Genomic DNA, 12,747 nt, shown 5'->3' with positions numbered 1-12,747 from the left:
GCTGCACAATTCAATCGCGATCGCGCACCGGGACTCGAAACTTTCACCGCCCTTGGGCTATTGAACAGGCATGGCTGACTACGACTCCGACCCCACCGCCGCTTTCGACACCGCTGCCCGCCAGATGGGCGAGCTGATGCAGCGACAGGCGGAAGCGACGCAGGGTTTCTTTGCCGCGATGGCGGGCGGGCAGATGCCGGCGATGCCCGCTGCAATGGAATTCCCGGTGCCGGGTGCCGGCGCGGGGCAGCCGGACTGGGCGGCACTGGGCCAGCAGCTGCAGGCGATGTGGGGCGATTACCGTGCGATGGCGCCCGGTTCGTTCGGCATGGGTTCCATGAACATGGCCGCGGTAAATCCGGCGCAGCCTTTCGCCGATCCCGCGCGCTTCCAGCGGTTCTTCGACGACTGGTGGAAGCAGATGCCGATCGCCGACCCGGGCCGCCAGCAGGAGCTGGTCAACGAAAGCGTCAAGCTGTGGCAGGACGTGCTCGGCCAGTTCACCGGCGGAATGGCGGCGCTGGCGGGGGACGAGGAGCCGGACCTGCCGCGCAAGGACCGCCGCTTCGCCGATCCCAAGTGGCGCCAGCAGCCGATGTTCGCGCTGATCCACCAGACCTACCTGATGCTGGCCGAACGGATCGGTGCGATGGTGGACGAGGTCGAGGGCCTTACGCCGGAGCAGCGCGACAAGCTGCGCTTCTCGACCCGCACCGTGCTGGAGGCGCTGAGCCCCGACCATTTCCCGATGACGAATCCGCTGGTGCTCGAACGCACGATGCAGACCGGCGGGCAGAACCTGGTGAAGGGGATGGAGCACCTGATCGCGGACCTCAAGAAGGGCCAGCTGACCCATGTGGACCCCGAAGCATTCGAGGTCGGCCGCAACATCGCCACCACGCCCGGCAAGGTCGTGCACGAAACTCCGCTCTACCAGCTGATCCAGTATTCGCCGACCACGGACAAGGTGCTGGAGACGCCGCTGGTGATCTTCCCGCCGTGGATCAACCGCTTCTACATCCTCGACCTGAACGAGAAGAAGAGCTTCGTTCGCTGGGCGGTCGGCCAGGGCATTTCGACCTTCATGGTCAGCTGGAAGTCCGCCGACGAGACTCTCGCCGAGGTGACGTGGGACGATTACATCGCCGCCCAGATCGACGCGATCGACCACATCCGCGAACGGCTTGGCGTGAAGGACGTCCACACGATCGGCTATTGCGTCGCGGGCACCACGCTTGCCGCGACGCTCAGCGTGCTGGAGGCGAAGGGCGAGGCTGAGAAGGTGAAGAGCGCCACCTTCTTCACCGCGCAGGTCGATTTCGAAAAAGCGGGCGAGCTCAAGGTCTTCATCGACGATGCCGGGCTCGATGCGCTCAAGCAGTCCGCGCCCGACGGCTATGTCGACGGGCGAGTGATGGCCGCCACCTTCAACATGCTGCGCGGTACCGACCTCATCTGGAACTACGTCGTCAACAACTACCTGATGGGGGAGGACTATCCGGCGTTCGACCTCCTCCACTGGAACGGCGACGTGACCAACCTGCCGGCCAAGTGGCACCAGCAGTATTTGCGCGAATTGTACCGCGACAACCTGCTGGTGAAGCCGGGCGCGGTCAGCGCACTGGGTGAAAAGATCGACCTCGCAAGAGTCACCACGCCGAGCTACGTCCAGGCTGGGCGGGAAGACCATATCGCCCCTGCCGAAAGCGTGTTCCGCGTTACCGATCACTTCGCCAGCCCCGTCACCTTCATGCTGGCGGGCAGCGGGCACATCGCGGGGGTCGTCAACCCGCCCGGCTCGGGCAAGTACCAGTACTGGACGAATGACGGTGAGTATGGCTCGCTCGCGGAATTCGTCGAAGGGGCGCAGGAGCATCCCGGCAGCTGGTGGCCGCACTGGCACCAGTGGCTGCTGTCGCACGGTACGAAGACGGTCGAGGCGAAGGGAAAACGCGCGCCCGGCGGCTGGAAAGACCAGGTGCTGGAAGATGCGCCGGGGCGCTACGTAAAAGCGCGCTAAACCCCGGGAATACCTTTCCAAACCAATCTCTTACGGGTTTTTGTGCAGTGCACAAAAAATCCCTTGCAACGCACTTGCAGCATGCCTATATTGTGCAGTGCAACAAGAGTTGAGGTTTATCATGAGTGAGACAGTGAGCAAGATCGACCAGGCCGCAGAGCGCGCCTACGCCGAAGCCGCTGCCGCGCAGAAGGTCGAGGCCAAGAAGGCCGAAGCCGCAAAGGCGGAATCTTCCAAGGCAGAGGCCAAGCCGGTTGCCGAGACGCCCGCCGCCAAGGCAGACGTTCCGGGTGCGACCAAGGCCCCGGCGAAGACCGCCCCGGCCAAGAAAGCTGCCAAGAAGCCGGCGGCGAAGAAGGCCCCGACCAAGTCCAAGACCAAGACCGTGAAGCCGGCTGCCAAAAAGGCCGCCGCCAAGAAGACCACCAAGCGTGCCCCCGCCAAGACTGCGGCCAAGCGCGCCACCAAGAAGGATACCACCATCATGGCTACCACCAAGACCACCGCCAAGAAGGCCGAGTCGAAGTTCAAGGCAACCGCTGCCGACATGCAGGACCGCGCCAAGGCCGCTTACGCCAAGGCTGGCGACTTCGCCGGCGAAATGGGCGAATTCACCAAGGGCAACGTCGAAGCCGTCGTTGAGTCCGGCAAGATCCTCGCCAGCGGCATGCAGACCATGGCCCGTGAAAGCGTGGAAGACGCCAAGAGCGTGTTCCAGCAGACCACCGAAGACCTGCGTCTCTTCGCCGCCGTCAAGAGCCCGACCGAACTGTTCAAGCTGCAGGGCGAAATCGCCCGTCGCAACTTCGACACGGTCGTGAAGTACGGTTCGAAGCGCACCGAAGAGAACATCAAGCTGGCCAACGAAGCATTCGCTCCGATCCAGAACCGCATCAGCCTCGCCGGCGAGAAAATCCGCAAGGCTGCCTGAGCCGATACGGCAAAACAGACACGATAGCGGCCCCACCTCTCTCTCTCCCCGGGGCCGCCATCACCGCGGGCCGGTTGTCATTTGGCAGCCGGCCCGCTTCGTTTTTGATGATCAGCATCTCGGGGTAGGCTTGCGCCGGCCCCCGCAATTGGCCCTTGCGCATAAGGCCGCCCTTCCCGATATTCCGCCCGTGACCATGACCCGATCCCATTCTGTCCGCTTCTCCCCCGCCCCGCTCCTCGCAGGCGACGGCGACAATGCACCCGGAGACGGCGGCAAGGACGGTGATGGTGGCGGCGACGGCCAGGTCGTCATCGCGACCAAGACCAAGACCCGCCCCAAAAAGCCCAGCATGTACAAGGTGCTGATGCTGAACGACGATTACACGCCGATGGAATTCGTCGTCATGGTGCTGAAGCGCTTCTTCCAGATGGATCTCGAGCAGGCGACGCGCGTCATGCTGCAGGTCCACCAGAGCGGCGTCGGCGTGTGCGGCGTCTTTCCCTATGAGATCGCCGAGACCAAGGTGAATCAGGTCATGGATGCCGCGCGGGAAAACCAGCACCCGCTGCAGTGTACGCTGGAAAAGGCGTAGGCGCCCTGGCGTTCGGCCATCCCCGCCCCGATCCCGTCGCTGACGGGCAGGAAAGCGTGTGGGACTATCCGCGCCCGGCGATTTGCGAACCGACCGGCCGCCGCATCGAAATCGCTCACAAGGGGCAGGTGCTGGCCGATACGAAGGCGGCCTATCGCACCCTCGAAACCAGCCATCCGCCCACCTATTACCTCCCGCCCGGCGACGTGGCGATGGCGCACCTGACGCCGAATCCGCGCCGCTCCCTGTGCGAATGGAAGGGCCAGGCGCGCTACTGGGATGTCGAGATCGGCGGCGACCGGTTCGAAGCCGCCGCGTGGTCCTATCCCGATCCGACGCCGGCCTTCGCCGCAATCCGCGATTACCTCGCTTTTTATCCCGAACCTTTCGAGCGCTGCCTCGTCGACGGGGAACAGGTGACGCCGCAGCCCGGTGGCTTTTACGGCGGCTGGATTTCGCAATACGAAGCCGGTCCGTTCAAGGGCATACCGGGCAGCCGCTTCTGGTAGCCCCATTGACGGCTTCTCGCCGGAAACTCGGGGCATGACCCGGCCCCAACTCCGCGCTATAGCGCCAGTCCGCACGCCGCGGCCTGCCAGCTGATCCGGGATAGTCTTGAAGTTTCTCACCGCTCTCGACCGCTACATCTTCAAGCTGGTGATGGTGCCGATGATCTCGGTGTTCGTGATCGCGGCATCGCTGCTGATGCTGGACAAGATGCTGTCGCTGTTCGATTTCGTCGCCAGCGAAGGCGGGCCGATCGACATCGTCTTCAAGATGCTGGCGAACCTGCTGCCCGAATACGCCAGCCTCGCCATCCCGCTGGGCCTGATGCTCGGCATCCTCTTCGCCTTCCGCAAGCTGGCCCTGTCGAGCGAGATCGACGTCATGCGCGCCGTCGGCCTCAGCTATGGCCGGCTGCTGCGCGTGCCCTACCTCATCACCCTTTTCATGGTGGCGCTGAACTTCATGATCGTCGGCTATCTCCAGCCGCTCGCCGCCTATTATTACGAGGAATTGCAATACGAACTGCGCTCGGGCGCGCTTGGCGCATCGATCAAGGTGGGCGAATTCACCCGGCTGGAAGACCGCGTCGCCTTGCGGATCGAGGAGAGCGAGGACGAGGGCCGGCAGCTCAACCGCATTTTCGCGCGGCTCGCCAACGAGGACGGACAGGTCTTGTCGATCAGCGCGCGCGAGGGCCGCTTCCTCGCCAGCGCGGAGAGCCGCGACACGATCATCCTGCGACTGTCGGACGGCATCATCGTGCATGACGAGCCGGGCATCACCCCGCGTGTGCTCACCTTCAGCCGCAACGACCTGCCGATCGACCTGCCGGCCATCGAGCGGTTCCGCGACCGCGGCGGGAAGGAAAAGGAATATATACTGCCCGAACTGCTCGAAATCGGCTGGAACCAGGGCTTTTCCGAAACGACGCGCGACGGCAGCCAGTCCGCCTTCAACTTCCGCATGGTCGAGGTGGTGATGATGTTCCTGCTGCCGCTGCTGGCGGTGGCGCTGGCGATCCCGCCCAAGCGATCGACCAGCGCGCTCGGCATCTTCATCTCCATCGTCATGGTCGTGGCCTATCACAAGGTGAACGAATACGGCGCGGCGCTGGGCGCGCAGGGGCGGGTCGATCCTTTCCTGGCGTTGTGGGGGCCCTTCGCCGCGTTCTCCGCGCTGATCGTGTGGATGTACTGGAAAGTGGCGCACGTGCCGGGCGGCCAGCCCATCGGCGCGCTGGAAGTGGCCTTCGGCAAGATCGGCAAGGCGATCGGCCGCGTGTTCAAGGGCCGCCGCCCGAAGCAGCATGTCCCGCGCGAGGAGGTGCTTGGTGCGACTTGATTTCTTCCCCTCGCGTACGCTGACGCTCTATCTCGCCAAGATGTTCATCGTCCGCATCGCCGCGGTGCTGGTGATGCTGATCACGGTGCTGATGGCGCTCGACCTGCTTTCCAACAGCGGCAAGATCATGGCGGTGGAGGGCAACGGACAGGCGGAAATCCTCACCTATCTCTCGCTGCGCATCCCGCAGATGATCGCGCGGTTCCTGCCCTATTCCGTCCTGCTCGCCACGATCATCACGCTGGCGGGGCTGAACGCGAATTCGGAGGTCATCGCCATGAAGGCGTCGGGCCTGTCCGCACACCAGGTGCTGGCGCCGCTGATCCTGACCGCCACGGTAATCGCGGGGCTGAGCTTCGCCTTCAACGAACGGGTGGTGACTCGCGCGGCCGCGACGCTGGAGGCATGGAAAGCGGTCGATTTCGGCGAGGTACCGACCGACGACGGGCTGAAGCGCAACATCTACATGCGCAGCGACAACGCCGTGCTCTACGCACGCATCGCCGGCGGGCGGGGCGAGGATACGGTGATGCGCGGCGTGACCTGGTACGAGCTCGACCCCAACGGCATGCTGACGAGCGAGATCCGGGCAGAGCGCGCGACCTATGCCGCGCCGGGCTGGCGGCTCGAGAATGCGCAGATCTTCCGCGTCGCCTCCGCCAGCGAAACGGTGGTGGAAGACGCGGCCGATGCGCCGGTCGTCGGCACCGATATCGGCCCTGAAGAGGTGGGCATCGAGAATGTCGACGGGGAAGCGGAGACGCTGGCCCAGCTGGCCGATTCCATCGAAGCGCTGGAGGCGGCCGGCAAGCGGACCGACGAATTGCGCGCGATCTGGTGGCACAAGATATCGGGTCCGATGGCAGCGATACTGATGCCGCTGCTGGGCGCGGTTGCCGCGTTTGGCCTCGCCCGTTCCGGCCAGCTGTTCCTGCGCGCCGTGATCGGGATGAGCCTGGGTTTCGCCTATTTCGTGGTCGACAACGCCGCGCTCGCGATCGGCAATTTCGGCGGCTATCCGCCGCTGCTGGCCGCGTGGGCGCCCTTCGTCCTGTTCGCACTGGTGGGCGAGACCGTCCTCATCCGGACCGAAGAGTGACCGGCTGGAACATCCGCCTCGCGCGGGCGGCCGATGCGGAGGCGCTGCCGGATATCGAGGCGGCCGCCGGCGCGCTGTTTCGCGATGTCGACGATATCGGTACCGCCGGGACGCACGCCATATCCGCCGATGCGCAGCGCGCCTATATCGCGCGCGGCCACTGCCTCGTCGCAGAGGCAGACGGACGCATCGTCGGTTTCGTCACCTGCCGGCCGGAAGGACGCGAGCTGGCCATCGTCGAGCTCGACGTTCACCCGGACCACCAGAAGAAGGGCATCGGCGCGGCGCTTGTTCGCGGCTGCCTGATCGATGCCGCCAATGTGGGTTTTTCCGCGGTGACACTGACCACCTTTCGCCACGTTCCGTGGAACGCGCCGTTCTATGCGAGGCTGGGCTTCGTCGAAGTCGAGAACCTCGATACGCATCCCCGGCTCGAAGCCGAAATCGCGCAGGAAATCGCCCACGGCCTGCCGGCGGAAAAACGCGTGGCGATGATCAAATTTCTTGCGTGAATCGTAAATAAGGCGGAACTAAGGCAAACGTGGCCAGTTTATGTCACGGACCACGAGGAGTTCCCTTATGAAGAAAATCGTACTTGCAGCCCTGCCCGCCATCGCGCTGCTTGCCGCTTGCGGCGAAACGGCGACCGACGACGTCGAAACCGATGCCACGGCCGACGATACTGCAGCCATGAGCACCCCGGCCGACACCACCGCTACCGACGGCATGGCAGCCGACGGCGCGATGGCCACCGACGGTGCCGACGGCACCACCGTTTCGGTCGACGAGAACGGTGCGGACGTTTCAGTGACCGACGGCTCGACCTCGGTCGATGCGAATGTCGACGAAGATCCCTCGGCAACCGTCACCACCAACTAAGTCGCCCACGCGAACGGAACGGGCCTTGCGCAGCGATGCGCGGGGCCTTTTACGTTTCCATCGTCCGGAACAGGGGTGGCTCGCCGCTCGTTCGCATGCGGACCAGTCAGGAGATCAAGCCATGCGCCTTACCCTTGCAGCCCTCGCCCCCGCTTTCCTCTCGCTAGCCGCATGCGGCGGCGAGACCGAGCCCGTAAACACCGAGTTCGAGGAAGAGGTACCGGCGCCCGTGGCCGATGCGCCCGACGGCGAACCTGCCCCCGTCAACGACACGATCAGCGGCGGCGCGGACGAACAGGTCGACGAGCAGTATTCGGGCGAGAACATGTCCGGCGCGACCGACACGATGCCGGCCGAGTAGGACCCGTCAGCCGCCCCCGCCCATCGTGCTGCGGGCGAGCCGGGCGACCAGCGGACGCAGGCCGGCGTGGTTGGCGCCATGATAGCTGGAATCTCTGTCCAGCCCTGCCTTCAGCCGGCGATGGCATTCGCCGAGGTCGTGATAGGGCATCGACGGCATCAGGTGGTGCAGCGCGTGGTAGCGCAGCCCGACCGGCGCCCAGATCGCCGCGAAGGGCGATGGCGGCGGCACATTGACGCTGTCGAGATATTGCGCGGTCACCGTCATTGCCTCGCCATCGTTTTCCCACAGGTGGGCGACGAGAGTGCGGACCTGGTTGAACACGGCGACGGCGGAAATGATCGCGATACCGGTCAGCAGCGGCTTCCAGCCGAACAGCGGCACGGAGGCGAAATAGGCGAGTGCCATCGCGGTACCGCCGATTTCCTGCCAGAACACGCGGCGCTTGATGTCGCCTTCGGGCGGGCGGCGCCGGAAGTCCGGATTGATGGCCAGCGCAGAGGCGCGCTGCCAGACAAGCTGGCGCAGCGGCGGGATGATCGCGCTGAGCGGGTTCAGGATGCCGAAACGGATCAGCAGGCCGACGGGAAGCAGGGCGGCGATGATGACGAAGCCGGGCAAAGACCACGGTTTCATCAGCGCCAGCGGCAAATATTCCGGGTCCTCCACCGTGCCGTATTGCGTGCGCTTGTGGTGCAGCGTGTGCACGCCTTCGTACATGAAGGACGGCGTCAGCATCGGCACACCGACCAAGGCATTCCACGCCAGCCGAAACCCGGGCAGCGCGTTGCGGTGGATATGGCTCAATTCATGGATGAACAGCAGCGCACGGTAGAAGGCGAGCACTGACACGACCGCGCAGGCCAGCGCCACCCAATCGTTCTGGAGGCCGATTGCGCCCGCCATCCCGGCGTAGCCGACAGCGGCCGAAGCCAGCATGTCAGGCCAGAACACATGCGGTTTGGCTTCGCCCAGGTCCTTGGTCAGGTCGCGTACGGCGCGCAACATCGCCTTGTCGTCCGGCATCTGGGCATGCCAGCTGCGCGGACGCGCGGATGCATCGCGCAGCTGCGTGCCTGCATCGACCGGTGAGGCCGTGTCCGCCGAAAATGTCCGATGTGCGTTCATGTCTCGCTCGTTCCGAAGCCGGCCGCGCCGCACGTTTTTCGCGGATTTGTGCGGATCTGCGTGGGGCGCCTCTATCATCAAATGCTAAATGCCGCAATTCGCCCGGGGCGCGGCGCGTGCGCCCCGTGCTTGACATTCCCCGCCTATCCGAAACAGGGCTAACCCGCGCTGAACGGATAATGCGAGGGTTTGTGTGGGCGACGGGCAGGTAGTGATCGATCCGGTCGGCGGCAAGCGCGACCTCGATGCATTTATCGATCTCAGTTATCGGCTGAACCGCGACGATCCCAACTGGGTCGCCCCGCTTCGCGGCGACATGGTCGAGCTGCTGACGCCGGGCCGCAACCCGTTCCATGAACACGCGAGGGTGCAGTATTTCCTCGCGCGGCAGGGCGCCCGGGTCGTCGGCCGGATTTCCGCCCATATCGACGAACTGGCGCTGGCCCAGCCGCCCGAACAGGGCATGGGCCCGGGCACCGGCAACTGGGGCCTGCTGGAAGCGGAAAGCGAGCCGGTCGCCCACGCGCTCATCGCGCGCGCCGAAGACTGGCTACGCGCTGAAGGGATGACCAGGGTCCTCGCCCCGATCAGCCTGTCGGTGTGGGAGGAGCCTGGGCAGCTGGTGCTTGGCCACGACCATCCGCCCACGGTGCTCATGGGTCACCAGCCCAAGCATTACGAAGGCTGGATCGAAAGCGCCGGCTACACGACCGCCAAGCGCCTGCTCACTTACGAGCTCGACATCACGCAGGAATTCCCGCCGCTGATCCGCCGCATCGTCCAGTCCGGCCATCGCAACGATCGGATCACCCTGCGCAAGGTCGACCGCAGCCGGTACGAGGATGAGGCGAAGATCATCATCGGCATCCTCAACGATGCCTGGTCCGGCAACTGGGGCTTCGTCCCCTTTACCGAGACCGAGATCGCCTATGCCGGCAAGAAGATGAAGCCGCTTGTGCGCGAGGACCTGATACTGATCGCGGAGCTCGACGGAGAGCCGATCGCCTTCATGATGACGCTGCCGGATTTCAACGAGCCGTTGGCGAAGACGAAAGGCAAGCTGTTCCCCTTCGGCTGGTTCACCCTGCTGAAATGGCTCCGCAAGCCCAGGGTGCGCACGGTCCGCGTCCCGCTGATGGGCGTGGTGAGGAAACACCGCAACACCAGGCTCGCGTCGCAAGTCGCATTCATGATGATCGACACGATCCGCAACGCATCGGTCGCGAATTACGGCGCGACCCGCGGCGAGATCGGCTGGATCCTCGAAGACAACCAGGGGATGGTCGCCATCGCCGACGCGATCCAATGCACCGTCAATCGCGAATACCGCATTTACGGCAAGGCGTTGTAGCGACAGCGTTTCCGAGCGGGAACAAAGGTCAAGGGGCCTCGTTCGGAAATGTGGGCGTTGCCATCCGGCGGCGCAGGACTGGACTTTTCCCGATGCGCAGAACGAAACCCGCCGACCAGCCCGCCTTGAGCGGGCTGAAGCGTGTCCTCGTGGTGGAAGACGATCCGATCCTTGGCGCCGCCATCGAAGCCACGCTGGAGGATGCGGGCGTGGAGGAAGTCATCGTCCTTCCCGAACTTCAATCCTCCCTTGCCGCGATCGAGGCCAGGAAGCCCGACGCGATCGTGCTCGACATCCACCTTTCCGACCGGAGCGATGGCTGGGCGCTGGCGGAATTGGTGCAGGTGATCGGCCCCAAGCCTCCGCGCATCGTGTTCCAGACCGGCCTGCCGGAATCGATCCCGCCGGAAATCGCGGAGCTCGGCCCCGTGCTCGAGAAGCCCTACGATCCTGCCGAACTCGTCGAGGCGCTGCGCCTGCCGGTAAACAAGTCGCTCCTCGCGCGGATCAAAGGCGCGCTCGCCTGATCCTTCGCCTGCGGGCATCCAGCCATTTCCGATCAGACCTGCGCAGCGTGCTCGACGCTGCCATTGTCCGTGGCCGCAACGCCCCCTCTTCTCACGGTCAGCGGACAAGAAAAAAGGCCTCCGCTCTTTTGAACGGAGGCCTTTCGGGATCGTATCACCAGCCGCTTGGACGGGAGGGGGGTCTCGGCGGTGACAATAGGGAAATGCGCGGCAAGAAAAGCGGTTCCCGCCCTCCAAACTTTTTTCAAAATTATTTGCGGCGGCGACAAATCCCTTGGAATTCAGAGGTATGGGCGCGGTGAAATATGGGGCGACTGGTATTCGGCGAACTCCACCGTGGCAGCCAGATCGTGGATGACGATCTCCCCGCGCTTCCAGTCCACCAGCCCGCTTTCGCGCAGCTGCTGGATCGAGCGGTTCGCGTGGACCAGCGAAAGGCCCAGCATGTCGCCGATCTGCGCCTGGGTCAGCGGCAGGCGCAGCCGTGTCTTGCTGTCGGCATAGCCGCTTTCATACGCCCGCTCGACGAGGAACAGCGCCAGATAGGCTATGCGCTCGGCAGCCCGGCGCTTGCCGAGCGTGACGAGGTGGCTTTCCAGCGCTCGCTCCTCCTTGGCGGCGAGCCACACCATGTCGAACCCGAAGGCGGGTTCCTTGGCGATGAGATCGTTGAAGCGATCCTGCGGGAATACGCACAGGCGTGCTGCGGTGACGGTATCGACCCCGTGCGAGGGCGCATCGCCGCGCACGGCCTGCAAGCCGAGCAGGTCGCCGGGGAACATGAAATTGACGATCTGGCGGCCGTCGTCGCCCGGCAGTTCGCGGTAGCGGATAAGCACGCCTTCGAGCACGGTATACAGCTTGTCGTGCGGCTGGCCCTGGCGGATCAGCGTGTTGCCTGCTTCCAGCACCATTTCGCCGCGCTTGAAATCCTCGACCAGCGCCAAGCGGTCGGGCTCGATCGGCGTGAGGCCCGGCCGGCACGCCAGCGGACAATCGCGGCAATCGATGAGATCGGTGGTGGTTTCCATTTCGGCTGCCCCCCAAACACGCCGGAAAACCGCCGACATTCCTTGAGTATGTCGAGCGATCCGGCTTAAACAACTTACCGCCCGGCGCACGGGTTCCCGTTCGGGAACCATGCGCGAAGGTCGGCGTTCGACTGGCGTATACACAGACGGAAGGGATTTCAATTACATGTCATTGGCCGATCAGGTTGCCGCGAATCTTCCATATTTGCGGCGCTACGCCCGCGCGCTCACGGGGTCGCAAGGGACCGGGGATGCCTTTGTCCGCCAGACGCTGGAAGCAGCGCTCGCCGACGAACAACTGAAGCAGGAACTGGCCGAAGGCGGCCGCGTGCCGCTATATCGCGCGTTCGACAAGCTGTGGAGCAGCGCGCACATGGAAGTCGCCGCCGACAGCGGTAGCGACGATCACGAAGGCAGTGCGCAGGATCGCCTGCGCCGGATCACCCCGGTCAACCGGCAGGCTCTCCTCCTCACCACGCTGGAAGATTTCTCCAACGAAGATGCGGGCAAGATCATGGGCATGTCGGCCGACGACGTCGCCAGCCTGGTATCCGAAGCCGTGTCGGAAATCGACCGCGAGAGCACGACCAGCGTCCTCATCATCGAGGACGAGCCGCTCATTTCGATGCAGCTGGAAGACCTGGTGCGCTCGCTTGGACACGAAATTTGCGGCACCGCCGCGACCCGCACGCAGGCACAGCAGGTGGTCGCCGAGACGCGCCCCGGCCTCGTCCTCGCCGACATCCAGCTTGCCGACGGCAGTTCGGGCCTCGATGCGGTGGACGACATTCTCGAAATCGGCAGCGTGCCGGTGATCTTCATTACAGCCTATCCGGAGCGTTTGCTGACCGGCGACCGGCCGGAACCGACCTATCTCATCACCAAGCCTTTCCAGGAGGCATCGGTCCGCACGGCGATAAGCCAGGCCCTGTTCTTCAACAGCAGCCGCCCGCTGAACTGATCAGGCGAACCGTACA

At 64.5% G+C, this 12,747-nt stretch carries 14 protein-coding genes; 12 read left to right on the top strand and 2 right to left on the bottom strand.

All coding sequences use genetic code 11. From position 1 onward, the window contains the following. Positions 1–70: 70 nt before the first annotated feature. The 9 genes from VCJ71_RS11525 to VCJ71_RS11485 all read left to right on the top strand — a co-directional run bounded on the left by VCJ71_RS11525 (position 71) and on the right by VCJ71_RS11485 (position 7,733). Positions 71–2,020, top strand: a complete 1,950-nt coding sequence (locus VCJ71_RS11525; protein WP_324641281.1) for a PHA/PHB synthase family protein — start codon at positions 71–73, stop codon at positions 2,018–2,020. Positions 2,021–2,141: 121 nt separating this feature from the next. Further along, on the top strand, positions 2,142–2,951 hold the full coding sequence (locus VCJ71_RS11520; RefSeq protein ID WP_324641280.1) for a phasin family protein: 810 nt from the start codon (positions 2,142–2,144) through the stop codon (positions 2,949–2,951). A gap of 196 nt (positions 2,952–3,147) precedes the next feature. Further along, on the top strand, positions 3,148–3,546 hold the full coding sequence (clpS, locus tag VCJ71_RS11515; protein ID WP_324641534.1) for an ATP-dependent Clp protease adapter ClpS: 399 nt from the start codon (positions 3,148–3,150) through the stop codon (positions 3,544–3,546). Continuing rightward, the gene (locus VCJ71_RS11510) at positions 3,525–4,055 is read left to right on the top strand and encodes a DUF427 domain-containing protein (RefSeq protein WP_324641279.1); all 531 of its coding nucleotides are present in this window, start codon (positions 3,525–3,527) and stop codon (positions 4,053–4,055) included. The genes clpS and VCJ71_RS11510 overlap by 22 nt, the downstream gene beginning before the upstream one ends. A 106-nt stretch (positions 4,056–4,161) precedes the next feature. Next, positions 4,162–5,394, top strand: coding sequence for an LptF/LptG family permease (locus VCJ71_RS11505; RefSeq protein ID WP_324641278.1), 1,233 nt, complete (start codon positions 4,162–4,164; stop codon positions 5,392–5,394). Continuing rightward, on the top strand, positions 5,384–6,493 hold the full coding sequence (lptG, locus tag VCJ71_RS11500) for an LPS export ABC transporter permease LptG (RefSeq protein ID WP_324641277.1): 1,110 nt from the start codon (positions 5,384–5,386) through the stop codon (positions 6,491–6,493). The genes VCJ71_RS11505 and lptG overlap by 11 nt, the downstream gene beginning before the upstream one ends. Then, the gene (locus VCJ71_RS11495; RefSeq protein WP_324641275.1) at positions 6,490–7,005 is read left to right on the top strand and encodes a GNAT family N-acetyltransferase; all 516 of its coding nucleotides are present in this window, start codon (positions 6,490–6,492) and stop codon (positions 7,003–7,005) included. Before lptG ends, VCJ71_RS11495 begins: the two co-directional genes overlap by 4 nt. A 67-nt stretch (positions 7,006–7,072) precedes the next feature. After that, positions 7,073–7,372 carry a hypothetical protein gene (locus VCJ71_RS11490; RefSeq protein ID WP_324641273.1) on the top strand — a complete coding sequence of 100 codons (300 nt, stop codon included), beginning with the start codon at positions 7,073–7,075 and terminating at the stop codon, positions 7,370–7,372. 121 nt (positions 7,373–7,493) lie between these two features. Further along, positions 7,494–7,733 (top strand): hypothetical protein, encoded by a 240-nt coding sequence (locus VCJ71_RS11485; protein WP_324641272.1) that lies wholly within the window; start codon positions 7,494–7,496, stop codon positions 7,731–7,733. Positions 7,734–7,739: 6 nt separating this feature from the next. Here the strand turns inward: VCJ71_RS11485 and VCJ71_RS11480 are convergent, their stop codons facing one another. Further along, positions 7,740–8,861, bottom strand: coding sequence for a fatty acid desaturase family protein (locus VCJ71_RS11480; RefSeq protein WP_416379171.1), 1,122 nt, complete (start codon positions 8,859–8,861; stop codon positions 7,740–7,742). 193 nt (positions 8,862–9,054) lie between these two features. Between VCJ71_RS11480 and VCJ71_RS11475 the strand changes: the two genes are divergently transcribed. Both VCJ71_RS11475 and VCJ71_RS11470 read left to right on the top strand, forming a co-directional pair. Continuing rightward, positions 9,055–10,212, top strand: a complete 1,158-nt coding sequence (locus VCJ71_RS11475; RefSeq protein WP_324641270.1) for an N-acetyltransferase — start codon at positions 9,055–9,057, stop codon at positions 10,210–10,212. Between the two features lie 92 nt (positions 10,213–10,304). After that, the gene (locus VCJ71_RS11470) at positions 10,305–10,739 is read left to right on the top strand and encodes a response regulator (RefSeq protein ID WP_324641269.1); all 435 of its coding nucleotides are present in this window, start codon (positions 10,305–10,307) and stop codon (positions 10,737–10,739) included. A 281-nt stretch (positions 10,740–11,020) separates the two neighbouring features. Here the strand turns inward: VCJ71_RS11470 and VCJ71_RS11465 are convergent, their stop codons facing one another. Then, a complete protein-coding gene (locus tag VCJ71_RS11465; protein ID WP_324641267.1) occupies positions 11,021–11,770 on the bottom strand; it encodes a Crp/Fnr family transcriptional regulator in 750 nt (249 codons plus the stop codon). 166 nt (positions 11,771–11,936) lie between these two features. Between VCJ71_RS11465 and VCJ71_RS11460 the strand changes: the two genes are divergently transcribed. After that, positions 11,937–12,731, top strand: a complete 795-nt coding sequence (locus VCJ71_RS11460; protein ID WP_324641265.1) for a response regulator — start codon at positions 11,937–11,939, stop codon at positions 12,729–12,731. Positions 12,732–12,747: the final 16 nt, after the last annotated feature.

The sequence above is a fragment of the Pseudoblastomonas aquimaris genome, assembly GCF_035481675.1.
GTDB lineage: Bacteria > Pseudomonadota > Alphaproteobacteria > Sphingomonadales > Sphingomonadaceae > Alteriqipengyuania_B.
This window is presented reverse-complemented; position numbering and strand designations above follow the sequence as displayed.